Source organism: Psychroserpens jangbogonensis (genome assembly GCF_000797465.1).
Classification (GTDB): Bacteria; Bacteroidota; Bacteroidia; order Flavobacteriales; family Flavobacteriaceae; genus Psychroserpens; species Psychroserpens jangbogonensis.
Map to the genome: position 1 here is coordinate 229,952 of NZ_JSWG01000008.1, position 24,995 is coordinate 254,946.

Consider the following 24,995-nt stretch of genomic DNA (forward strand, 5'->3'; position numbering starts at 1 on the left):
ATATTTGTATTATAAATCACGATAATGAATTACGAAGAAGCCAAAATAAAGTTTGTAAGTACTTGGGGAAGCCTTGGTTCTCTTTGGGGAATTAACAAAGCAATGGCTCAAATTCAAGCATTACTTTTTATTTCTATTAAACCATTATCTATGGAAGATATTATGGCAGAGCTTCAGATCTCTCGTGGAAATACAAGTATGAATTTACGACAGTTAATGGATTGGGGAATTGTAACCAAAGAGTTAATTCCAGGTGAACGTAAAGAATATTTCACTACGGAAAAAGATGTCCAAGAATTGACAAGAATTATTGCGAAAGAACGCAGTCGCAGAGAAATCCAGCCAGTAATAAAAGTACTAAATGAGTTATCTTCAATTAAAGATGATGGCACAGACAAAACCAAAGAATTGATTAAACAAACAAAAGCATTGCATGATTTAACCCTTAATGCAGACACCATGATTAACAAACTCGTGAATCAAAAACAGAACTGGATTACTAAATCATTAATTAAACTTATCAAATAAAAAAAATTTAAACTATACTTTCAATATTTTCTGAAAGTTTAAAACATACTAAAATGAAAATAATATACCTTATCAACAAAATTGCACTCATCATAACATTAGCGCTTTATCTAACTATAGTATTTGGACTATATGCACAAATTGTTCTTGGTGCAATTCAGGTTATTTGCGCTTTAACCCTATTCCTTTTTTGGAAAAAATTTTCAAATAAAACTAGAGAGCAACTATACATCTACTGGACAGTAGTAATCAGTTATGGCTTATGCTGGTTGATTGATTGGACAAACTTTAATGATAGTTTCACTTTCATTTTTGGAATTATCATTGTTCCAATGTCAATAGCAATATACTTTGTTTACATACTTCGATCAACTACAAATTATATATCATGAACATTCAAATTCCAAACTGGTTAATCATCCTAGGTGGATGTGGCCAAATCTTCACAGCACTTATTTATCCATATATCAGACACCATGTTTTTGATTGGTACAATGATGTTAAACAGTTAAAACCTTTAAACCAGGAAATTGCTAAAACTTATGGCAGATACATTCAAGGCTTAAACTTTTCATTTGGGCTGATTACTATTCTTTTGCCTTCTGATTTAAAAAACGAATCACATTTAGCGATCGCGATAACAGGATTGATTGCTGCATATTGGGTAGGAAAAGTTGCTACTCAAATTGCTTATTATCCAATGTATGACATCCCAAAAAAGCGACTGTTCAAAATAGGTAGCTACGGAATGAACACTCTTTTTGTTCTGTTCGCTGTTGTCTACTCTTTACTATTCATAAACAATGTTTTCTAGTATTATAAACATAAAAAAATAAGATTATGAAATCAATTAGCTTATCACATAAAGAACAACCAGAAATCAACAGAATAGAAATGATTGATTTCTATAACGAAGCTACAGAAGACTATGAATTTTGGAGTAAAGACTTCAATATGCACTTTGGATATTTCAGTCCGTTTAAGACCAACATATTCAAAAGAGACTCTATGCTCAATGAAATGAATAATCAAGTCATGAAACGTTTACAAATCGACTCACAAAAGCATCGTTTAGTTGATTTAGGTTGCGGCATGGGAGCAACAATGAGGCATGCTTTAAAACAATTTAAAAATCTAATTGCCTATGGTGTGACATTGTCTGAGTTTCAACTAAAACAAGGTAATGAATTACTTAAAGGAAAAAATGGTATCATTTTAAAGGAAAATTATAACGATACAACTTTTCAATCTAACTCTTTTGACAGTGCAGTAGCTATCGAAAGTTTCTGTCACTCTGGTCATGATAAAAAATCAATAAAAGAAGCATTTAGAGTTCTAAAACCTAAGGGTAAACTAGTAATTGCTGATGCGTTTTTGAAAAAAGAAGTATCTCAATTATGTTATGGAAGTCATTTTGCATATCATAGATTATGTGATCACTGGAGTTTAGAAAAATTAGAACAGATTCATAACTATGAGCAAGAACTAAAACAAGTTGGTTTTTCGAATGTAAAAATAGAAGATGTCTCATTCAGGGTAGCTCCTTCAGTATTGCATGTCCCATTTGCAATTGTTGGATTTGCACTCAAAAAACTATGGAATACCAAATCTCTAAAAAGAGAAAGCCTTCATAACCTTAAAGGATCTTTTTATGCTTTACTTTCAGGATTACACATGAAGAGTTTTGGGTACTACATTATTACAGCAACGAAATAAAAAAGAAAATGAAAACAATAACCATAGCAGGAGGAACTGGATTTTTAGGTCAAGTTCTTGAAAACTACTTTTCAAAAAAAGATTATAAAGTCTATATTTTAACTAGGTCTCCAAAAAAAGAAAACCATATTTACTGGAACGCAAAAGATTTACAAAAATGGACTTCTATTTTAGAAGAAACTGATATATTAATCAACCTTACAGGTAAATCGGTAGACTGCAGGTATACTGAAGAAAACAGGAAAAAGATACACGATTCAAGAATAGATTCTACTCTTGCATTAGGATTAGCAATTAATGTATGTGATAATCCGCCAGAAATTTGGATTAATTCTTCAACAGCAACAATTTACAGACACTCTTTAGATTTAGAAATGACTGAAGATAATGGAGAAATAGGAAATGATTTTTCTATGAACATTGCTAAATCATGGGAACATGCTTTTTACTCTATAACTAATCCTAATACTCGAAAAATAGTTATGAGGACTTCAATTGTAATGGGGAGAAATGGTGGTGCAACTATTCCTTTAAAAAATCTTGTACAGTTTGGCTTAGGCGGAAAACAAGGTACTGGTTCTCAAAAAGTGAGTTGGATTCATGAGTTAGATTTTGCAAGGGCATTAGAATTCCTAATAAATAATAAAGCTTTAGATGGTAATTTTAATCTTTCGGTTCCGATACCAACTGATAATAAAACACTAATGAAAAGCTTTAGAAAAGTCATGAGAACTTCTATAGGAATTTCTCACCCTGAATGGCTCATTAAACTTGGAGCTAAACTGATTGGAACAGAAGCTGAACTAGTACTAAAAAGCAGGAACGTCGTTCCTCATCGATTATTAAATCACGGATTTAAATTTCAATACATAAAAATAGAAAGGGCCTTATCAGATTTATTACGATTGTAATGTATTATTCCTTATTTTTGAAATGAAAATTTCAGAAAGAGAAATGTCAAAACACGTCATAGATCCTAATCAGTGGATTAAACTATATTCCGATTATCTTTTTAATTACACCATTACGCGGGTAAATGACAGAGAAATTGCTAAAGATTTAGTGCAAGATACTTTTGTGGCTGGTTTAAAATCTATGAAAAATTTTAAAGGCGAGGCAAGTGAACGTACGTGGCTTATTTCCATTTTAAAACGTAAAGTAATAGATCATTACCGAAAGATTAATTCTAACAAGGGGAAAGCTGAAGTTAGAATGACATATAATACAGATGAAAGCGAAGGTGATTGGCTGGAAGAGCGAGTAGCTGATCCTTTTGATAAAACTGCCGAAGATAGCATTGAAAACACCGAATTAGGTAATGCTATTAATAATTGTCTAGAAAAACTACCAGAAAAACAAGCGCAGGTCTTCGAAATGAAAACAATCCTAAACTATGAAACTGAGGCCATTTGTAATGAATTAAATATTACTGCGTCTAATCTATGGGTAATTATTCATAGAGCGCGAGTAGCTATGGCAAGTTGCCTTGAAAAAACTTGGTTTTAATAATGAGTAACAAAATAATAATTCCGTGTGATGAAGCGAATCATGTTTGTGATAAAACACAATACAAGGAAGCTACATTATGGGAAAAAATAAAATTAAATATCCATTTAATTTATTGCAATATGTGCAGAAAATACACAAAGCGAAATGCACGATTAACAAAAATCGTAACTAAAGATCCTGTCTCAATGGATCCTTCAGCTAAAGAAAGCTTAAAATCTGCTTTTGAACAAGAATTAGCTAAACATCAATAATAAGATTACCCACCAAATCGGTAAACTCTCCACCCAAAACGAACTATAATATTGTCCCTGTTTCTTAGTCGAAAAATTCAAAAACAACAAGGTTGCAACAACAATTAAAACTAGAGATAGTGTGTTATTGAGGTTGATATCGTCTTTAAAATATTCTAAGGCCAGTAATAAAAACAATAATAGTATTCCAATTACTTTTGTTCGGCTCACTCCTATTCGCTGTGGAATTGTAGACAATTTTAAACTATCGTAGTTTAAATCCCTAATTTCAAATGGCAGCATTAAAACAATAACAAAAATAAAACGTTGAATTGCACTTATAACAACATCATCATTTATATCAAATTCATCATTAATTAACGGTAAAAAAACAGTAACTCCCGACCACACCATTGCTATAATGTAAACTTTAAGACCGCTTATACTTCGCAACTGTTTCTTTTTATCAATGAAAATTCGATTAGGCAATAATGGGATAGCATATAAAAACGTCACAACACCAAAAATCAAAATAGCAATTAGAGATGCCTTATTTAATTGTACTGCAAAAAAGCACATAACCAAAAAACATAATAGAGAAAAGACTTGTATTGCCTTTAGTTTACTTGATAAGCTTCTATGATGAAATTTTGCTAATCCAAAGTACTTTACAAAGTTGTATCCAGTTATGGAAGCAAATCCAATAAAACTCAACACATTTATATCAACAGACGCGCCAAATTCTAAACAAGTAACATAAGACATTGCTACAATAGCCAAAGCCACATGGACACTACTATTGATGTAAAAATCAAATACCGATTTTAAAGCACGCATATCACAAAAATAGGGAAACTGTTAATAACCGATTCAAATGGTTGAAAAGTTTCATTTTCGTTAACAATTAAAGGTCAATAATTGCTTAATTTTGCGAAAATAAAATTCAACTCAAATAATTAATGAATACAGCAGATTTTTCACTTCGTCACATTGGTCCTAGAGAAGAGGATCAAAAGCAAATGTTACAAAAGGTTGGTGTGGATTCTATGGAACAATTACTCCATGAAACAATTCCAGACGGCATTCGTTTAAAATCAGAATTAGATCTTGACGAACCAATGAGCGAGCAAGAATATTTGCTCCACATTTACAATCTTTCAAAGAAAAACAAAGTTTTCAAAACATATATAGGTTTAGGTTACCACCCAACCATTATGCCTGCTGTAATTCAACGTAATATTTTAGAAAATCCAGGTTGGTATACTGCTTATACTCCATACCAAGCAGAAATTGCACAAGGTCGTTTAGAAGCTTTGTTGAATTTCCAAACCATGGTTACTGAACTTACTGGAATGGAAATTGCTAACGCATCACTTTTAGATGAAAGTACTGCTGTAGCAGAAGCAATGAGTTTATTGTTTTCTGTTCGTGAAAGAGATCAAAAAAAGGCTGGAATAAATAAGTTTTTTGTTTCTGAAAACATCCTTCCGCAGACACTATCCTTATTGCAAACTAGATCTGCTCCAATTGGTATTGAATTAGTTATTGGTAAAGAAGAAGACTTCGATTTTACTGAAGATTTCTTTGGTGCTATTTTACAGTACCCAGGAAAACATGGGCAAATAACTGACATTAAATCATTTATAGAAAAAGCAAATTCATCTCGTATAAAAGTCGCTGTTGCTGCGGATATCATGAGCTTAGTTAAACTTGAAGCTCCTGGTAAATTTGGTGCAGATGTCGTAGTTGGTACCACACAACGTTTTGGTATCCCTATGGGTTATGGTGGTCCACATGCCGCTTACTTTGCAACTAAAGAAGCATATAAAAGAGATATTCCAGGTCGTATTATTGGTGTGACTAAGGATGCGAACGGAAATAGAGCTTTGCGTATGGCACTACAAACTCGTGAGCAACATATAAAACGTGACAAAGCAACATCAAACATTTGTACTGCTCAGGTTTTACTTGCTGTAATGGCTGGAATGTATACAGTATATCATGGACCAAAAGGTTTAGAATTTATTGCTAATAACATCCATAATAAAGCAGTTACTGTATCAAATGCAATTCAAGATTTAGGATTTGAACAAACGAATAGTTCATTTTTTGATACACTTCACTTTAAAGCAGATGTAAATGCTATAAAAGCAGAAGCAGAAAGCAAAAAAATGAACTTCCATTATCCTAATGCACATGAGGTTGTGTTATCGATAAATGAACCTACAACTCTTGAGGAGCTAAATAAAATAGTTGCAATTTTCGCGAAAAGCATAAAGAAAGAAGCTACCAAAATTGGTAAACTTTCAGATGAAAACGCAATTGATAGTCCATTGAGACGTCAATCTACATTTTTACAAGAACCTGTATTTAATTCGCATCATTCTGAAACAGAATTAATGCGCTACATCAAACAATTAGAACGAAAGGATTTAGCTCTAAATCATTCCATGATCTCATTAGGCTCATGTACTATGAAACTTAATGCAGCTTCTGAAATGCTACCTTTAAGCTGGTTTAAATGGGGGAAAATTCATCCCTTTGCACCAATTGAGCAAACTAAAGGCTATCAAACCGTTTTAAAAGAGTTAGAAGACCAACTAACAGAGATTACAGGATTTGCTGGCACATCTTTGCAACCTAATTCGGGAGCTCAAGGCGAATTTGCAGGATTAATGGTTATAAGAGCGTATCACGAATCTCGTGACGAAAAACATAGAAACATTTGTATTATTCCATCATCTGCACACGGAACAAATCCAGCAAGTGCAGTAATGGCAGGAATGAAAGTAGTAGTTACAAAATCTACTGAAGAAGGAAATATTGATGTTGATGATTTAAGAGAGAAAGCCGAGCTACATAAAGACAATCTTGCAGCACTTATGGTTACTTATCCTTCAACACATGGTGTTTATGAAGCTTCAATAAAAGACATTACTCAAATTATTCATGATAATGGTGGGCAAGTTTATATGGATGGCGCAAACATGAATGCTCAAGTAGGATTAACTAATCCTGGAAACATTGGTGCAGATGTTTGTCATCTTAACTTACACAAAACATTTGCAATACCTCATGGAGGTGGTGGACCAGGTGTAGGACCAATATGTGTTGCAAAACAATTGGTTCCTTTTTTACCAGGAAATCCATTAGTGAAAACTGGAGGAAAGCAAGCTATTACGGCAATTTCTGCTGCTCCTTTTGGCTCTTCATTAGCATGTTTAATTTCATATGGTTACATCAAAATGTTAGGTGCATCAGGATTAAAACGCTCTACTGAAGTTGCAATTCTTAATGCTAATTATATCAAGAAACGCTTAGAAGGGTCTTATGAAACATTGTATTCTGGAGAACTTGGACGTGCTGCTCATGAAATGATAATCGACTGCAGGCCTTTTAAAGTTAATGGTGTTGAAGTTGTAGATATCGCAAAACGTTTAATGGATTATGGTTTTCATGCTCCAACGGTATCATTCCCTGTTGCAGGAACTATGATGATTGAACCTACAGAAAGTGAAAGCAAGCAAGAAATGGATCGTTTTTGTGATGCTATGATTTCTATTAGACATGAAATTGATAGCGTATCTAAAGACGATAATAATAACATGCTGAAAAACGCACCACATACCATGAGTATGATAACTGATGATGAATGGTTACTGCCTTATACTCGTCAGCAAGCGGCTTTCCCACTAGACTATGTAAGAGATAACAAATTTTGGCCAAGTGTTCGTCGAGTAGACGATGCCTATGGCGACAGAAATTTAATTTGTACTTGTGCTCCAATTGAAGCTTACATGGAGGCTTAATTCAAGCGTTTGAACATCGTAAAAACAAAAGGCAAAATATTAACGTTTCATTTAATGTTAGTATATTGCCTTTTAACATTTATGATTCTAAATCAGAAATCACAATTTATGAGTATTAAGATAACAGGTACTGGAAGTTTTATTCCTAGTCGTATTGAAAAGAACGAAGATTTCTATAACCATGAATTTTTAAATGCAGATGGTTCAACGATTAATAGTCCAAATGAAATTATCGTTGATAAATTTAAAGCCATTACAGGAATTCAGGAAAGGCGTTATATAAAATCTGACCTATTAAATTCTGATATTGCCTTTTTTGCAGCTGAAAAAACTATCGCTGATGCTAAAATTGACAAAGAAACATTAGATTATATCATTGTTGCTCACAACTATGGTGATGTTAAACATAATGCAGAACAAAGTGATACTGTACCTAGTATAGCCTCAAGAGTAAAGCATTTATTAAAAATTAAAAATCCAAAATGTGTTGGTTATGATTTACTGTTTGGATGTCCTGGATGGATAGAAGGTGTGATTCAAGCAAAAGCATTTATTTCATCAGGTATCGCAAAACGATGCTTAGTTATTGGTACTGAGACTCTATCTCGTGTTGTTGACAAACATGATCGTGATTCTATGATTTATAGTGATGGCGCAGGTGCTGTTATTGTTGAAGAATCTGAAGAAGATGGTGGAATTATAGCTCACGAAACTGCCACATTCACATATGATGAAGCGCATTTTATATACTTTGGTGAAACCAATCATCCAGAGATCACAGATCAACGTAGATATATTAAAATGTATGGTCGCAAGATTTATGAATTTGCTTTAACTAATGTACCTCTAGCCTTAAAATCATGCTTAGAAAAAAGTGGTTACGGTATTAATGATGTTAAAAAAATATTGATTCATCAAGCCAATGAAAAAATGGATGAAGCCATCGTTAAACGATTTTATAAGCTTCATAATATGGAAATGCCAGAAGGCATTATGCCAATGACCATAAACACTCTTGGAAATTCTAGTGTAGCAACCGTACCTACGTTGTATGATATGATTTTGAAAGGTAAACTTGAAAATCAAGAAATCAATAAAGGTGATGTGATATTGTTTGCAAGTGTTGGTGCTGGAATGAATATTAATGCAATTGTTTACAAGCATTAAAATGGACAAAAAGATTGCAATTATTGGTGGAGGAAACTTAGGTCAAGCAATTGCTTCTGGTTTATTATCAGAAAATTTCAAAGCTTCAAATCTTACAATTACACGGCATAAAACCGATTTATTATCTGATTTTAAAGATCAAGGTATTGAAGTTACATCTAATAATGTTGATGCTGTAAAAACATCCCAAATTATAATTATTGCTGTAAAACCTTATAAGATTGAATCTGTATTAAAAGAAGTTTCATCTCATATTACTAAAGAGCATTTAATAATTTCTGTAGTAAGTGATTTTACAATTGAAGCTATTAACACAAATCTTCAATCCTCTCCTGTAATATTTAGAGCCATGCCTAATACGGCGTCTTCCGTTAATGAATCTATGACTTGCATTGCATCACATAATGCTTCAGAAGAAGACACTAAAACAGTAACTTCTATTTTTAATTCTTTAGGAGAAACCATAAGAATCGACGAACAACTCATGGATGCTGCAACGGTTCTAGGTGCTTGTGGAATTGCTTATGTTCTCCGTTTTATAAGAGGGATGATTCAAGGTGGAATTGAAATAGGTTTTGATGCAAAAACTGCAACGCAAATTGCCACACAAACCGTTAAAGGAGCAAGTGAGCTTTTATTGCAAAAAGGAAATCATCCAGAAGCTGAGATTGATAAGGTAACAACTCCAAAAGGTTGTACAATTGCAGGTTTAAACGAAATGGAGCATCAAGGATTTAGTTCGGCATTAATTAAAGGGATTAAAACCTCATATGATAATATTTCAGATTAATGTACGAAAACAGCTATCCAAATAAACGATTTAAGCATACTGTTCAATTTCTAAAACAACACGTAACTACCTCAGAAACCATATTGGATTTAGGTGTTGAAAATCCATTATCTGATATTTTAAAAACCAATGGCTATTCAGTTAATAACACTTCAGGTTTAGATTTAGATTTAGATACTTCCGAAATAGAAAATTCGAATACTAAAGTAGTGACTGCATTTGAAATTTTCGAACACCTCCTCTCTCCTTTCACTGTTTTAAAATCGATTAAATCTGACAAACTAGTGGTTAGCATACCTCTTAAACTCTGGTTTGCATCAGCATACCGAAGTAAAACTGACATGAGAGACAGACACTATCATGAATTTGAAGATTGGCAATTTGATTGGCTATTGGAAAAATCTGGCTGGAAGATAATGGCTTCAGAAAAATGGACTAATCCAACAAAAAAGATAGGAATTAGACCATTCCTTCGATTGTTTACTCCAAGATATTATATTGTTTATGCTGAAAGAATTTCTCAGTCTTAAATTCCAAAATCCAATACTGTTTCCGTAGTTTTGAAACTAAGTTTACTAAATTGAAATTTTTTAATGAATTTCTACATCATCATTCCCGCTCATAATGAAGAAGATTCTATATCTCAAACTATAGAATCTCTGGTAAATCAAACCCTTTTACCAAAACGTATTGTAGTTGTAAATGATAACTCAACAGACAGTACACAGCGTATTATTCAAAAATATATTGATACTTATAAATTCATTTCATTAGTAAATAATAGCTCTTCTGACAAACATTTACCAGGCAGTAAAATTATAAATGCATTTTATAAAGGTTATGAAACCCTTGACGACAATTATGATATCATTTGTAAATTTGATGCTGATTTGATTTTCCCTAATAATTATCTAGAACAATTAGCCATTCACTTTAATCAAGATAAACAGCTTGGAATGGCAGCTGGATTTTGTTATATCGAAAATAATCAGCAATGGGTTTTAGAAAATTTAACTCGAAAAGATCATATTCGTGGTGCACTAAAAGCTTACAGAAAAGACTGCTTTCTAAACATTGGAAAACTCAAATCTTCTATGGGTTGGGATACTGTAGATGAACTTTTAGCCCAGTACTATAATTGGACTATTTTAACCGATGAATCCTTAAAGATTAAACATTTAAAACCAACTGGAAGCAGCTATAACAAAGCGTCAAAACACTTACAGGGTGAAGCTTTTTATAAAATGCGTTATGGCTTTTCAATTACTTTGATAACTGCTTTAAAAATGTCCTTAAAAAAGAGGAGTGCAACAGTTTTCAATAACTATATGAAAGGTTATTTTAAAGCAAAAAATTCTAACTTAGATTACCTTGTCACGAAAGATGAAGGCAAGTTTATTAGGAAATTAAGATGGAATGGGATTTTCGAAAAACTAAAGTTCAATTAATTAAAACTCCAACCTTTATAACTACTTGAAGCCTCCAGCCTATTTTCAATACTATCGTCAAGTTCAGCGAAGAAATCTATACCTGTTAAGTCTTCAATCTCATCAATAGAAACTACAAACTTATACAAAGGTTGATTTGAATCTTTATGAGGCATTAAAAATGCAATCATTTTTGTGTTTCCCATATTATTATCAATCAGTACTTTATAAAACTGATTTGGCACACTTACATCCTCATCACCAATGGTTTTCATCTGTCCTTTTAAAACACCTCCAGTAATTACAAAAACTCCATCATATTTTTTTGCCCAATACCTTACTTTCTGTTCAAGTGTATTCCAAACACCAGCATTAAATTGATGTTCTTGCGGACTAATATTACTTGTTAAGAAGGTTTCATCATGTGCTTCTTTACTAAATCGTCTATCTCCAGCAGGACACAAATGTCCCCTATCATAGCCCGATTTTTTATAATTCCTCCAATGTGCTGCTCCAGTTTTTACAGCCTTATCTATTTCAAAATAAGGGCGTTTCAAATTAGTATTAGATAAATGTGATGCCTTCAATTCGTATGCAACCCATTCGGCTTGCTCATGAGGTTCGCTGTATGATAAGGAATAATTTTCATGATGTACAATTTGACCTGTTGTACTAGATGGCAAGAAATACTCATTAGTATTTGTTTTAACTACTACTCCTTCTTCAATAATTTCTGTTGTTTCTTTGTCTTCAAGGACATATTCATAGCCAAAGACCAATAGAATAAGCAATATTGCTAAGACGGTATATAAAGATCGTTTATTCAAAATTAATCTATTACAAATTCTAAAGGCTGACCTATTGATGCATTTGGAAAACTAATTCCTAATAGCGCAGACATGGTTGGCGCAATGTCAGTGATATTTGTTCGCTTTAAAGTCTCTCCTTGCTTTATTCCTTTTCCAAAAAACAAAAGCGGAACATGTGTATCATAATTATATCCTGAATGATGATCTGTACCTGTTCTGTTCCAGCTACTATCTTTAAATACTTCCGGATTAAAAGTAAATAGAATATCTCCAGATCGTTTTTGATTGTGACCCCTAAACAACAATCTCTCTTGATAACCTGAAGATTCTGGGAATCGGTTTATTTCTGAAGTTATATAAACAGTACTAATGAGTTTGTAGGTCAACAATTTACGTGACACTACGGACTTCAATTCTTGAATATCAATGTTATGCTCTTCCATTTTTTGATGGTCTAAAAAAATCTGGTTATTAATTCTACTTAAGGCCAAATTTGAAACTTTATAGGTGTCAAATAATTTATCGTTTACATCTTTTAGCATAGCATTTAAATCAAACAATCCTGATGGGATTTTGTTGTCTTCTAAATAGGAAGGCACATGAGGAGCGCCATGGTCTGAAGTTAAAAAGACTGTATACTCACCTTTTCCAACTTGTTGATCAAGAGCATTAAATAAACGTTCAAGTTCAAGATCTAAACGCAAATAGGTGTCTTCGACTTCTATAGAGTTTGGCCCATAATCATGACCAACCTTATCTGTACTTGAGTAGCTAACCGTTAATACATCTGTAATATTATCTTTTCCTAATTGTTCAGCTTCAATGGCTTTTAAAGTGAAATCGGTTGTGAGAGTATTTCCAAAAGGAGAATTTGCTACAACATGAAAACCGCCATTTTCAGTTTTTAACTCCGCTAAGTCGTGAGGAAAACTTGATTGTTTTTCTCCTTTCAATACTCGTTCGTACCTGTTTGCATCTGTTCCGCTTTCTTTATATGAATTGATATCATAAAGAGTATTCCACGTTTTAAAATAACGTTTTGCAGTTCCTTTTTCATTAAACTCATCTACCCATTTTGGAAGTGACTCCATATAAAATGTGCTTGAGATCCAGTTCCCTTTTCCATCATGATCATAATCCCACCAATAGGCAGCGTTCGCTGAATGTCCAGCAGACAAAATAGCTCCTCTATGCTTTACAGAAATTCCAATCGTTTTTCCTCTCATTTGAGTAAACAATCGATTTTCATCGGCAAAGGTGGATGCTAGCATTTGTACTGGAGACTTCTTGCCATCATTACTTAATGTACCCAATGACTCTACAGAATTATCTTCAACACAATTCACATTTCGTTTTAATTCTTTATCGAACCAATCATTACCTATAATACCATGATATTTAGGAGTAGTTCCTGTAAATACAGAAGTATGTCCAGGACCCGTTTTAGTCGGTATAAAATTAAAATGATTGTTTTTACAATTAAAACCTTCGTTGATCATACGCTTAAATCCGCCTTCTCCAAACCTATTATAAAATCTAGTAAGGTAATCGTAACGCATTTGATCAACTACAATCCCTACAACTAGTTTAGGACTGCTTGTTTCAAAAGTCGTACTTTTCTCTACAGTTGAAATTCTGTTTTGAGCATTAAAACTTGAAGCTATAAAAACTGTAAAAGCAAAGACTAAAAAGTTCTTTATCATTGTATTTGTATTTCTAACTCCAAAAATACAGATTTTAGAACATCGCAGTTTAAAATTAAGGTTAAATAAGATTAGTTTTTTTACTTTAGCATAATCAAATTACACTATGCAATACCTTCATAATATTGGCACCTATTTTTTAATGATTGCTGAGATGTTTCGCAAACCTACCAAATGGTCTGTAATGCGAACACTTATCTTGAAAGATATTGACGACCTTATAATTGGTTCTTTAGGTATTGTAGCGTTCATTTCATTTTTTGTTGGTGGTGTAGTTACTATTCAAACAGCATTAAATATTAGCAACCCATTAATTCCTAAATATTTAGTTGGTTTTGCTACTAGACAGTCAGTAATATTAGAATTTGCACCTACATTTATTTCCATAATTATGGCAGGTAAAGTGGGGTCATTTATCACATCAAGCATTGGCACAATGCGAGTTACCGAGCAAATTGATGCTTTAGAAGTGATGGGTATTAACGCATTAAATTACTTAGTGTTTCCAAAGTTCATTGCCCTAATGCTATATCCTTTTGTAATTTCTATTGCAATGTTTTTGGGTGTTATAGGCGGAATGGCTGCCTGTGTTTATGGTGGCTTTAGTACTTTAGAAGATTACATTACTGGTGTACAAACCGATTTTATACCATTTCATATTGCATATGCCTTTATAAAAACGATTGTTTTTGCTTTTCTATTAGCAACAATTCCGTCGTACTATGGTTTTTATATGCGAGGTGGTGCACTAGAAGTTGGTAAAGCCAGTACATCATCATTTGTTTGGACAAGTGTCATGATTATTTTATTAAACTATATATTAACCCAAATGCTTTTGAGCTAATGATAGAAGTAAAAAACTTAGAGAAATCATTTGGAGATGCACATATTTTAAAAGGCATTAGTACCACTTTTGAAAAAGGCAAAACCAGTTTGGTAATTGGGCAAAGTGGATCTGGAAAAACTGTTTTTCTAAAATGCTTATTAGGATTATTCACACCAGAATCTGGAACCATCTCTTATGATGGAAAAATATATTCTAAACTTAGTGATGATGAAAAACGGAATTTAAGAGCAAAAATGGGAATGGTATTTCAAGGAAGTGCTCTTTTTGATTCTATGACGATTGCAGAAAATGTGATGTTTCCGTTACGAATGTTTACAAAACAAACCAAAGACGAAATGGAAGATCGTGTCAATTTTGTGCTTAAAAGAGTAAATCTTACCGATGCTCACCACAAAATGCCAAGTGAAGCTTCTGGAGGAATGCAAAAACGTGTTGCTATTGCTAGAGCTATTGTAAATAACCCTAAGTATCTGTTCTGTGATGAACCAAATTCTGGTTTAGACCCAAAGACTGCTATGGTAATTGACAACCTAATTCAAGAGATTACAGATGAATACAATATTATAACTGTAATTAACTCTCACGATATGAATTCTGTAATGGAAATTGGTGAAAAAATCGTCTTCTTAAAAGACGGTCTCAAAGCATGGGAAGGTTCAAAAGAAAACATTTTTAAAACAGACAATAAGGTTGTAACTGATTTTGTCTATTCTTCCGAATTATTTAAAAAAGTACGTAAGATGTACATCGAAGAAAACGAGTAACTAGTTTCTTCTAATTAAAACAGTATCTACCTTAAGCTCTTCTTTTAGCCATTTTTGCAAAGCTCTTTCTCGAACTAGAACAATACTATCTTCAATAGAAACTTTCCATCTCACATTAGCTACTGTAACCGTATCGATATTTATAAAATCTTTAGATTCTAGCATTTTTGAATATCCAAAAAATTCCAAATCATTAAATCGAACCTTAGCATCACGAGATAAATTGGTAAAGGATACCGCATTAACCGTTGAGTTCTTCGATTCTATCTGTTTATTTAAATTGGTAATACTAGCTTTAAGATCTTCAACTTGATTTTGAAGTCCAGTAATGATTAAATCTTTTTGATCTAAATCTCTTATTGCTCTATCATAAGCGTCCACTACCTTATCAAAGCCTCTATTCTTGTTACCTTTAATATCTAATTCAAAGTCTTTAATTTCGTCGTAATTCTTTATTTCATTATTTAAATCGGCAATCGTAGCGTCTGATACTTCGCCATTAAAATACAATGCAATGGTTTTCTCTTCCCAGTTTGGTGTACCATTTTGAAACCAAAGTTCACGGTTAGATTGCACCTCATCAACAATAAAACTATTATAGTCATTTTCTAATCCACTATTTTTAAGAACTCTTAAAAACGTTATCGTAGGATAAATCATTACGAGTACTGCAACTAAAGCAGCAAATCTGGCTATCCTTCTTCTCTTAGCCGAGTTTGCATATTTAAGCATTGGGAATCTTAATACTTTTAAAACTATAAATGTTGCCAAAGCAATAAATATGGTATTAATAGTAAATAAATTCATGGCTCCCCAAAAATAGGCCCAATTACCATCAGCCAAGCCATAACCTGCTGTACACAATGGTGGCATTAAAGCAGTAGCAATTGCTACTCCAAAAATCACGGATGCAATAGTTCCTTTTTTAGTACGTGCAATAATTAAAGCTAGACCACCAAAAAATGCAATTAATACATCTCGTATATCTGGTTTCACTCTACCTAAAAGCTCTGAAGTTTCTTGATTTCCTAGCGGGAAAAATTTGAAGAACAAAAATGCCGTTAATAAACTTAAAACGATCATTGTAGTCAAATTGATAAGCGAACGTCTCAACGTATCAATATCATTTATTGCTATTGCCATTCCAATCCCAAGAATTGGACCCATTAATGGAGAAATTAACATGGCACCAATAACTACTGCAGTAGAATTTGCATTCAAACCTACCGAAGCAACCATTATTGAACAAACTAAAATCCAAGCCGTTGCACCTTTAAATGAAACATCTCCTTTTATTGCAGTAATTGTTGCATCTCGGTCTGTATCATCTCTAAAATCTAAAAGCTCGGTCAAGAATTTTTTTGTACTCTCCCACAAACCTTTAGCATCTTGCTTAACCGCTTCTTTAGATTGCTCTACTGCTGCATCTTTTTTAATTTCTTCTTCTGAGAAATCGAATTTACTCTCTTCACTCATATATTATCCGTAATATTCTCCAAATTTATCTTTCACTTTTTGGAGTACTTTTTTAATATCTTGTTCCTTTGTCTTTGGAAAGATAAGCAAAACTTCGTCTTTATCTACAATAATGTAATCCTGTAAACCATCAACAACAACAATTTTATCGCCTTTGGTGCGAATCATATTACCTGAAGCATCCTCTGTCAATGTTCTAGAATTAACGACAGCATTGTTGTTTTCATCCTTATCCAATTTATCATAAAGGCTTCCCCAAGTTCCTAAATCGTTCCAATCAAAAGTTGCTGGCAATACAAACACATTTTTAGAGAATTCCATAATAGCATAATCCACTGATATATTTTCAGCTTTGCCATAATTATCTCTGATAAAGTCATCTTCAAAATCTGTATTGTAAACCTCTATTCCTTTTTCAAAGAGTTGATATAGATTGGGTTGATTTTTCTTATAGGCGTTAACTACACTAGACACACTCCACATAAAAATACCTGCATTCCATAAAAAATTGCCTTGAGCTATGAATTCTTTAGCCGTTTCATAATCTGGTTTTTCACGAAATTGATTTACAGCTTTGATATCATCATTAGAAGACGAATTATACTCGATATAACCATATCCTGTATTTGGGAAAGTTGGCTGAATCCCTAAGGTCATAAGGGCATCATTTTTAGTACAGAAATCAAAAGCTTGCTGAACATTATCAGTAAAAGCCGCTTCATCTTCAATCCAATGGTCACTCGGAGCAACAATCATAACTGCATCTTCATTCTCTTTTTGAATTTTTAATGCAGCATATAATATACAAGGTGCAGTATTACGCATTGCTGGTTCTAACACTACTTGACGTTTTGTAACTTCAGGCAATTGTTCAAACACTAAATCATTATAACGTTCATTGGTTAAAATGAAGATGTTCTCTTTCGGAATTAAATTAGCAAGTCGATTAAATGTTTTCTGAATTAGTGTATCACCAGTTCCAAGCATATCGTGAAATTGCTTTGGAAAATCTTGTGTACTTACAGGCCAAAACCTTGACCCTACTCCTCCAGCCATTAGTATGGCGTAATAATTTTTATTCATCTTAATTTTTTAATAATTCAACCTCAGCATTGGAATTAAACAAATATAATTTACCTGTATTAATCTCTATACATTCGTATCTAGTTCGTCGTTTTGCACCTGTCTTAAATATGCGACCATTGTCTAATTTAAATGTGCTATGCAAAGGTAATTCAAATATAAAGGTTTTATCGTTCGGAGCGTCGAATTGCTTTAATGCATAGGCGAGTTGAACGTCTGTATCGCTAGACGCTTTTGGATTTTTAAAATGTCTGGCTAGCAATGGCAATATATTCTCAGGAAAGATTCCGGGATTCATAAATGGCAACATTAAATGTTGAAACGTTCGTTTCCATTCAATTCCATGAGGCTTAATGAGCCTACCATAATTATTATAGGCTTCAAAATGTGCTATTTCATGAATCAAGGTTATTAAAAATCTATACGTGTTTAAATTAGAATTTACTGTGATTTGGTGTCTTCCATTAGGCAAACTTTTATAATCTCCATGCCTAGTTTTCCGCTCTTTCTTAATCTTTACAACAAGACTATCATGTTTTAGTAATTCTAAAACCTGAGGTACTGCTTTTATAGGAATATATGCTTGGAGTGTGTCTTGCATGGAGTAAAAGTAAATGAATTATTTGAAGATAAAACAGAGTGGTTTCTTAAAAATGTAATAAAGTTGTTTTAATTTTTAAAAAGTAACATCGTAGAATTTCCATTAACATTCAAAATGTATAAACCTTCAGATGTATCTTGTGGAAACTGAAGTTTTGTTCTTCTACTGAATTCGTTAAAATCTACATCAAGGATTGCAATTTGTCGACCTCTTATATCAAATAAACTAAACGAATCTAGAGCATTTGTTCTAGTAATAATAACTTCAAAATTCACGACTGGATTTGGGAATACAATTTGACTCTCGTCTTGAACACTATCGATTTCACCATTAAAGTATGGCACTGCGAAATCAAATGCATCAAGACCTACTTTTTCACCAATGATTCTTCCTGGAAGGTCATCTGCTGGTGGATGAATTCCTCCCCAAATTCTAGACAAACTTGTTTGATCTGAGGCATCTCTATAAGTTGCCCATTGCAAAGTAACATCAACAGAAGGTCCTTCTTCAAAGACTAAAAATTCATTTTGCTTTGCTACAAATTCTCCAATTCCACCAGGGAAAAATTCGTTACCAGTAAATTTAGTAAGCACTTCAGCAGCAGCACGTGAATAGGTAGAATGACCAGAAACAAAACCTGCAAAAGGAGGAGTCACAAATGTTGGGCGTTGGTAAGGCCACCAATTTTCGGCTAAGATCCATCCTACACCTGCTTCATCTGTTTCTTCATCTTCAATAAAACCTGGACCTCTCCATGTATATAATTTAATCTTATCTAAATGCTGATTATCACTTCCTACCAATGGATCTCCAGTATTAACAACGTCAACGTAACCATCTACTAACGGAATTCCTCCAATATTATAATTAGGTAATGTCTCATCTGTACTTTGGCCTAAAAGCGCCATAAATCTTATTGCTGAAATTGGTCTCACATAGTCATACCAACCTTTTATACTCCATGACGAGATAGCTGCATCATGCATTGTTCCTCCTAAAATAAAATACGATTTAACATCCCATTCTAAATCCTCTAAAACCTCTCCTTCTCCCTGAAATCTTTTTTCTAATAATGGATGTTCATTTACATAATTTAAAATCGTAAACCAATGTCCTGGAGGAGTTTCAGAATCTGGACCATCTGCCCAGAACTCTGCTAAAACTCTAGAATAATCTCCTCTTGGAACTATATTGGGCGCGTACGATTGACCTGTAACTGGATTTTGAGAATGACCAGTTCCAATATCGCCTCCTTCAAAAACATTATAGAAATTAGGATAATCTTCATATTCGGAAGGAAACGCATCAATATTTGTATTACCAATAGCTCCAGGAGAAATATCCCAAAACACACTATCGTTAGGATCAAGGTGCGAGCCCCAAATAGACACCATTGAAAAACCTAACTTATATGCATCACTTGACGTATTGTTTTCAGTTAAGCTCAAATTAGGTGGAGCACTTGGATCATTATATACTTTGTAAGCATCTCCATCTCTCTCATAAGTGGTGCTTTCTCCTTCGGTCATAGCAAAAGGTAAAACGTTACCCCATTCTGGACTTAAAAAATCTATCGTAGACCCAGAGATAAGATTACCACTTTGATCAATATAAGTGTCTAAACTTAAAGGTTGCCAACGGTTAGGGTTTTGCATTTCTACTATTGTTGGAATGACTGGTGCCAATGCAGAATTCACAGGTTGATAATATGCATTATCAAACTGAGTAGATTCTCTAGAACCATCAATATTACCATATGCTATAATAGTTTCAGCAATATAATTCCCAAGTGCTGCTGCATTACCAAATTGATAAACTGTTGAAGTCGCTGTTTCGGTATCATAGCCTAATTGATCCATTATTAAATCGAATAAACGTTGTGTCTCTTCAACATTTGGAGAATTCTGGAAACGATAACTCAGTAATTGGTACATCGCATAACTAATTGCCTTTTCCCTTGAAGCTTCGATACTCTCTATTGGGATGAAATTTTCAAGCGTACTACTAAAATCATTTAAGGAATTACCTATGAGATATGGTCTCGCTACTTCATCATAAATAGCCCAAGCATCATACATGGCAACACTAGAATGAAATAAATTTCTAGCATGAACTGTCGGTCTTGCAAAATCATTTCTTATGGCTTGGAGTAAAACTTCATTCCATACTCTAGCGATAGAAACGTCTTCTGGGATTTCACTTACGTTTAATGATACTTCAATATTGTCCTCGAGACTAAAACACATTCCATTTGTTTCTCTAATTGTTAAGCTTCCTGTTTCAATTAGACCCCATTTTACAGTTATTGTACTTGTGCCTTGACCTTCAATAATTTCGCCTCCTGACACTTGCCAAACTGAAGTTGAACCAGGAACAATAGGATAAGTATACGTTTCTGTAACTAAAAATCCAGAAGACGTATTCCCTGAGATTTGATAGGATTCCAAATAGGTACAACTTCCGTCATCTAAAGTTGCATTAGGATCATATGTACATGAATCTGGATCTGTACATCCATTAATTTTCTGACTGGGAGCAATATCTAAAGCGGTTATTCCTTCACCTTCAATTGCTCTTACAATTGTATTTGCATCTAAATTCTGATAGAATTCAACTAATCCAGAAGGCCATTTTATTTCTAATTCAGTAATTACATTTTCATTTCCGAGACCAAAATGAACAGCTTGTAAGCTTTGTGATAAAAATCCAACACCTGTATAGTAGCGCTTAAATTGCCCTTGATTAGTTGTAATTGTTAATGTTGTACCAATGGCATCTCTATTTGAAACCGTTCCTTGAAGAAGTACTTTAAACCAGTTTTGTGTTATTGGTTCGTCAAAATTTAAAAGTTTGTTTTCATAAAAAAACGAGGACTGATCAGAATTAGTTACAAAAATATCTAAATCACCATCATTGTCATAGTCAAAATCTACAGCTTCTACACTAACCGTTAAATCATTAAAATTAACGATATCTGAGTTATCTTCAAATCCTGTTTGTCCTTCAACAGCCAAGTTTTTATAGTATACATTGTTTTCAGTAGAACGATCTTCAAAAGCATAGCCATTTACAATAATTAAGTCTTCATCTCCATCGAGGTCAAAATCAGCAAAGCGCGTTCCCCAAGACCAACCTGTTTCAGTAATATTATTTGCGGCTGACACTTCAGTAAAATTGTTAGAACCATCATTTTGCAATAATGCATTATCATCAATTCCTGTTAGAAAAATATCAAAGGCGCCATCCAGATTGAAATCACCAAAAGTAATTCCCATATCATCCAACATATTATCAAGACCAAAATTTGGTGCCTGATCAGTAAATGTCTCTCCATTTTGATTGATGAATAAGCTATTAGGATCATTAAAATCGTTTGTAACATACAAATCCATCCAGCCATCATTATTAATATCAAAAGGAACAGCCCCATAACTTGCTAGTTCTTCGGTCGCTTGAATATTGGTTTGAAAAGTAACATTCGAAAACGTGCCATCTCCATTATTGACATAAAGTGAATTACTAACGCATTCATTCCAGTCGCTTATATACATATCTAAAAAACCATCGTTATTATAGTCGAACCAAGTTGCACCTGTATTTCTGCAATTATTACTACCATTGAAACCTGCAGATTGAGTAACTTCTATGAATGTTCCATCACCTTCATTATGAAATAATTGTACTTTAAAAGAATGCGTAAAAAACACATCTGGAAAACCATCGTTATCATAATCTCCAAAAGAAACACCATGTTTAAAACCATCTAAACCATAAAAAGGTTCTGTACCATCTGAAGGAAGCAAATTTGTAAGACCAGCTTCAAGTGTAACATCTGTAAAACTTCCGTTATTATTGTTTCTGAAGAGCTTGCTTTCAGTCGTAATTTCACCTTCAAGGTCTTGCTTAATTGCAACTACAAAAATATCTAAGTCAAAGTCTGCATCGTAATCTACTACTGCTACTCCATTGTTATTCTCTAAGTTCCCAAATCCTGAATTAGCTTCGACACGTTCAAAATTTTGAGCAAAGAGTATCTGAGTACAACACAAAGTGAACAATACAAAAGCAAAATGATACTTATGAAAATGTAATAGTAATTTCAACGGAACAATTTTTTATAAAGATAATAATTAGAGGACAAAAAAGACAAATAGTTAGTCTTAAGAATCAATCAATAAGTTTCTTATAGCTTCCATATTATTGAAAGCAAATGTCGCTTCAGATTTTAATTCATTATTATAATCATGAGCAGTATAACCAATGACATCAAAGCTTCCATTTTTTGCAGCTCGAACACCAGTTAAACTGTCTTCAATAACAATACAATCTTCAGGTTTAAATCCTAAGCTTTCAGCAGCCCAAACAAACACGGCAGGACTTGGTTTCCATTTTTGAATTGTATAACAACTAAAGATATTATTTTCAAAATAAGGCAGTAAGCCTGTGAGTTCTAAATTCAGTCTGATTTTGTTTTCAGGTCCACTTGAAGCCACACAATAAGGAACTTTAAGATTTTTAACCAAATCTGTCACACCTTCAACTGGTTTAATATTGGCTTTAAAAGCTTCAAAACTTTTTTGACGATATCTATCTGAGAAATCTTCAGGAATAGGTTGATTAATAAGTGTTGCAATCTTATCTAAACAAGATTCCATTTTTCCGCCTTTAAAATGTTTATAAGCGTATTCTAAATTAATATTAGCTCCCAATTCATTAGCCATATCAACCAAAACTTGATTTCCGATAGGTTCACTATCAACTAAAACGCCATCGCAATCAAAAATAACACACTTATATTTAGGCATATTATGGTGTAGAATTTGAAACTTGTAATACTTTACCGTTATAATATTTGTTTCCGTTAAGAGAAAACTCCTGAATGTATTTCGCCATTTCTATTGCTGTAGTTGGCGCATCATAATCTGGAAATGCCTCTTTAAGCATTTCAGTTTGAACAGCACCTAGAGCAAGCACGTTAAACTGTGGACCAGTTTCTTTGTATTCTTCAGCTAATAATTCGGTAAGCGTAATTACAGCTCCTTTACTAGAACTATAAGCTGCTAAACCAGGGAATTTCATGCTCCCTTGAATGCCTCCCATCGAACTGATGTTCACTACGTGTCCATCGTTCTTCATAAAAGGAACTACTACACGAGTCATTTCAGAAACTCCAAACACATTAGTTTCATATACTTTTGAAAAATCTTTAAATGAGGTTTCTGCAAATGGTTTGTTGAGCAACATTCCTGCATTATTGATTAGTATATCTACGTGTTTATATTCGTTTTCAATAAACTGAGTCACTTTTGTATAATCGTCTTCATCACATAAATCAAATGAGAAAGAAGTGATATTATCAAAATGAAGATTACTCACTGGTTTTGCATTTCTTGATAATGCTAATACATTATGACCTTGATTGGCAAATAAATGAACTAATTCAAATCCAATACCACGACTAGTTCCTGTGATGATAATATTTTTACTCTTGCTCATACATTACAATTTCTTTAGTTTCAGTATTACTCATCTGCTCTATCGCAGGAATAGTTTTATTAATTACACTCGCCATAAATTCAAAATTCAATTCACCTATTTCATCATCTGCATGATGATAGTAATCAAAATTTGAAAGGTCACAAGATGATATTGATTGACAAGGAACTTTAAATTGATTATAAAATGGATAGTTATCAGATCGTTTGAAAAGTTGATACTTTATAGCAACTTCAGAAGATCCAATATAATTACTTTGTTTGATATATGAATTCATTTTTTCTGCCATATTAGACAATTCATATCCTGATAAAAACACCTCATAATCTTTATTCTTTAATGGAACTCCAACCATTTCAAGATTAACCATTGCATAAAGGTTTAAATTTTCAGATTTTAAGCGTTTCGCTAAATGCTTAGATCCTAACAATCCCATTTCTTCTGCAGAAAAAAGAGTAAACATAATACTACGTTTATTACTCTTTGATTGAGCAAAATACTTTGAATAAGCGATGATAGCAGCTGTACCTGAAGCATTATCATTAGCTCCATTAGCTAAACTATCCTTTTCTGTCAACTTACCTCCATGTTTTTTTATGCCATTTCCATAACCAATATGATCATAGTGTGCTCCTAAAATAATGACCTCTTTTTTTAGTACATCATCTGTACCTTCAATAAATCCTACAACATTGAAAGCATCTAAACTATCTATTTTAAAATGATCTCTATAGGTTTTAAAATAAGGTTTAACACCATAAGATTCAAACTGGTTTTCAATATAAGTAGCCGCTTTATCAATACCTTCACTCCCAGCGTAACGACCTAGTAAATCATCTGATGCTAAAAAACTAACCATTTCTCTAACTTCAGTGCTTGTAATTGTTACTGGCTCCGATTCTATCTTGGTTTTACAACTTAGAATAAGTAATAATAGACATAGGGACAAGGTGTATTTCATTGTTGATTTTTAATATTGGATTTAAAGATAAAAATCCTGAATTGAATATATTATCAAATCAGGACTTTTATAATAAGTC

24 protein-coding genes are annotated in these 24,995 nt (G+C 33.1%); 14 read left to right on the forward strand and 10 right to left on the reverse strand.

What is annotated here, in order from left to right; translation table 11 throughout:
* Positions 1 to 24: 24 nt before the first annotated feature.
* From RH81_RS06865 to RH81_RS06895, 7 genes are read left to right on the forward strand one after another with little or no spacing between them, the layout of a single operon-like run.
* A complete protein-coding gene (locus tag RH81_RS06865) occupies positions 25 to 528 on the forward strand; it encodes a GbsR/MarR family transcriptional regulator (RefSeq protein ID WP_033959245.1) in 504 nt (167 codons plus the stop codon).
* A 53-nt stretch (positions 529 to 581) separates the two neighbouring features.
* Positions 582 to 920 carry a hypothetical protein gene (locus RH81_RS06870; protein ID WP_033959248.1) on the forward strand — a complete coding sequence of 113 codons (339 nt, stop codon included), beginning with the start codon at positions 582 to 584 and terminating at the stop codon, positions 918 to 920.
* Positions 917 to 1,342, forward strand: coding sequence for a hypothetical protein (locus tag RH81_RS06875; RefSeq protein ID WP_033959250.1), 426 nt, complete (start codon positions 917 to 919; stop codon positions 1,340 to 1,342). The genes RH81_RS06870 and RH81_RS06875 overlap by 4 nt, the downstream gene beginning before the upstream one ends.
* A 26-nt stretch (positions 1,343 to 1,368) precedes the next feature.
* Positions 1,369 to 2,244 (forward strand): methyltransferase domain-containing protein, encoded by an 876-nt coding sequence (locus RH81_RS06880; RefSeq protein WP_033959252.1) that lies wholly within the window; start codon positions 1,369 to 1,371, stop codon positions 2,242 to 2,244.
* An 8-nt stretch (positions 2,245 to 2,252) separates the two neighbouring features.
* Positions 2,253 to 3,155, forward strand: coding sequence for a TIGR01777 family oxidoreductase (locus RH81_RS06885; protein WP_033959253.1), 903 nt, complete (start codon positions 2,253 to 2,255; stop codon positions 3,153 to 3,155).
* Positions 3,156 to 3,198: 43 nt separating this feature from the next.
* On the forward strand, positions 3,199 to 3,750 hold the full coding sequence (locus RH81_RS06890; RefSeq protein ID WP_033959358.1) for a sigma-70 family RNA polymerase sigma factor: 552 nt from the start codon (positions 3,199 to 3,201) through the stop codon (positions 3,748 to 3,750).
* A gap of 2 nt (positions 3,751 to 3,752) precedes the next feature.
* The gene (locus tag RH81_RS06895; RefSeq protein WP_033959256.1) at positions 3,753 to 4,004 is read left to right on the forward strand and encodes a hypothetical protein; all 252 of its coding nucleotides are present in this window, start codon (positions 3,753 to 3,755) and stop codon (positions 4,002 to 4,004) included.
* On the opposite strand, the gene RH81_RS06900 is transcribed toward RH81_RS06895, so the two are convergent.
* Positions 3,987 to 4,820: a UbiA prenyltransferase family protein gene (locus tag RH81_RS06900; protein ID WP_033959257.1), complete on the reverse strand. Its 834-nt coding sequence runs from the start codon at positions 4,818 to 4,820 to the stop codon at positions 3,987 to 3,989. The genes RH81_RS06895 and RH81_RS06900 overlap by 18 nt on opposite strands.
* A gap of 122 nt (positions 4,821 to 4,942) precedes the next feature.
* Between RH81_RS06900 and gcvP the strand changes: the two genes are divergently transcribed.
* From gcvP to RH81_RS06925, 5 genes are all read left to right on the forward strand, one after another.
* Positions 4,943 to 7,792, forward strand: coding sequence for an aminomethyl-transferring glycine dehydrogenase (gcvP, locus tag RH81_RS06905; RefSeq protein WP_033959259.1), 2,850 nt, complete (start codon positions 4,943 to 4,945; stop codon positions 7,790 to 7,792).
* Between the two features lie 108 nt (positions 7,793 to 7,900).
* Positions 7,901 to 8,959 (forward strand): 3-oxoacyl-ACP synthase III family protein, encoded by a 1,059-nt coding sequence (locus RH81_RS06910; RefSeq protein ID WP_033959261.1) that lies wholly within the window; start codon positions 7,901 to 7,903, stop codon positions 8,957 to 8,959.
* A 1-nt stretch (position 8,960) separates the two neighbouring features.
* Complete coding sequence (gene proC / locus RH81_RS06915) at positions 8,961 to 9,749, forward strand: pyrroline-5-carboxylate reductase (RefSeq protein ID WP_033959359.1); 789 nt, start codon at positions 8,961 to 8,963, stop codon at positions 9,747 to 9,749.
* Positions 9,749 to 10,279 carry a methyltransferase gene (locus tag RH81_RS06920; protein ID WP_033959263.1) on the forward strand — a complete coding sequence of 177 codons (531 nt, stop codon included), beginning with the start codon at positions 9,749 to 9,751 and terminating at the stop codon, positions 10,277 to 10,279. The genes proC and RH81_RS06920 overlap by 1 nt, the downstream gene beginning before the upstream one ends.
* Before the next feature lie 63 nt (positions 10,280 to 10,342).
* The gene (locus RH81_RS06925) at positions 10,343 to 11,197 is read left to right on the forward strand and encodes a glycosyltransferase family 2 protein (protein ID WP_033959264.1); all 855 of its coding nucleotides are present in this window, start codon (positions 10,343 to 10,345) and stop codon (positions 11,195 to 11,197) included.
* Here RH81_RS06925 and RH81_RS06930 read toward each other — a convergent pair.
* Both RH81_RS06930 and pafA read right to left on the reverse strand, forming a co-directional pair.
* Positions 11,194 to 12,003 carry a DNA/RNA non-specific endonuclease gene (locus RH81_RS06930; RefSeq protein ID WP_033959265.1) on the reverse strand — a complete coding sequence of 270 codons (810 nt, stop codon included), beginning with the start codon at positions 12,001 to 12,003 and terminating at the stop codon, positions 11,194 to 11,196. The genes RH81_RS06925 and RH81_RS06930 overlap by 4 nt on opposite strands.
* A 2-nt stretch (positions 12,004 to 12,005) precedes the next feature.
* Entirely contained in the window at positions 12,006 to 13,688 is a 1,683-nt protein-coding gene (pafA, locus tag RH81_RS06935) for an alkaline phosphatase PafA (protein WP_033959267.1), read from the reverse strand.
* Between the two features lie 106 nt (positions 13,689 to 13,794).
* Here pafA and RH81_RS06940 point away from each other — a divergent pair, with 106 nt between their 5' ends.
* Both RH81_RS06940 and RH81_RS06945 read left to right on the forward strand, forming a co-directional pair.
* A complete protein-coding gene (locus tag RH81_RS06940) occupies positions 13,795 to 14,532 on the forward strand; it encodes an MlaE family ABC transporter permease (RefSeq protein ID WP_033959269.1) in 738 nt (245 codons plus the stop codon).
* Positions 14,532 to 15,299 carry an ABC transporter ATP-binding protein gene (locus RH81_RS06945; protein ID WP_033959271.1) on the forward strand — a complete coding sequence of 256 codons (768 nt, stop codon included), beginning with the start codon at positions 14,532 to 14,534 and terminating at the stop codon, positions 15,297 to 15,299. The genes RH81_RS06940 and RH81_RS06945 overlap by 1 nt, the downstream gene beginning before the upstream one ends.
* On the opposite strand, the gene RH81_RS06950 is transcribed toward RH81_RS06945, so the two are convergent.
* The 7 genes from RH81_RS06950 to RH81_RS06980 all read right to left on the reverse strand — a co-directional run bounded on the left by RH81_RS06950 (position 15,300) and on the right by RH81_RS06980 (position 24,916).
* The gene (locus RH81_RS06950; protein ID WP_033959273.1) at positions 15,300 to 16,775 is read right to left on the reverse strand and encodes a DUF389 domain-containing protein; all 1,476 of its coding nucleotides are present in this window, start codon (positions 16,773 to 16,775) and stop codon (positions 15,300 to 15,302) included. It abuts the gene before it with no gap.
* A 3-nt stretch (positions 16,776 to 16,778) separates the two neighbouring features.
* Positions 16,779 to 17,858, reverse strand: coding sequence for a mannose-1-phosphate guanylyltransferase (locus tag RH81_RS06955; protein WP_033959274.1), 1,080 nt, complete (start codon positions 17,856 to 17,858; stop codon positions 16,779 to 16,781).
* Between the two features lies 1 nt (position 17,859).
* Positions 17,860 to 18,459: a SprT-like domain-containing protein gene (locus RH81_RS06960; protein ID WP_033959275.1), complete on the reverse strand. Its 600-nt coding sequence runs from the start codon at positions 18,457 to 18,459 to the stop codon at positions 17,860 to 17,862.
* Between the two features lie 68 nt (positions 18,460 to 18,527).
* On the reverse strand, positions 18,528 to 22,562 hold the full coding sequence (locus RH81_RS06965; protein ID WP_033959276.1) for an FG-GAP-like repeat-containing protein: 4,035 nt from the start codon (positions 22,560 to 22,562) through the stop codon (positions 18,528 to 18,530).
* 57 nt (positions 22,563 to 22,619) lie between these two features.
* A complete protein-coding gene (locus tag RH81_RS06970) occupies positions 22,620 to 23,264 on the reverse strand; it encodes an HAD family hydrolase (RefSeq protein ID WP_033959278.1) in 645 nt (214 codons plus the stop codon).
* A 1-nt stretch (position 23,265) separates the two neighbouring features.
* Positions 23,266 to 23,955, reverse strand: a complete 690-nt coding sequence (locus RH81_RS06975) for an SDR family NAD(P)-dependent oxidoreductase (protein ID WP_033959280.1) — start codon at positions 23,953 to 23,955, stop codon at positions 23,266 to 23,268.
* Positions 23,942 to 24,916 carry a M20/M25/M40 family metallo-hydrolase gene (locus RH81_RS06980; RefSeq protein WP_033959282.1) on the reverse strand — a complete coding sequence of 325 codons (975 nt, stop codon included), beginning with the start codon at positions 24,914 to 24,916 and terminating at the stop codon, positions 23,942 to 23,944. Before RH81_RS06980 ends, RH81_RS06975 begins: the two co-directional genes overlap by 14 nt.
* Between the last annotated feature and the right edge of the window lie 79 nt (positions 24,917 to 24,995).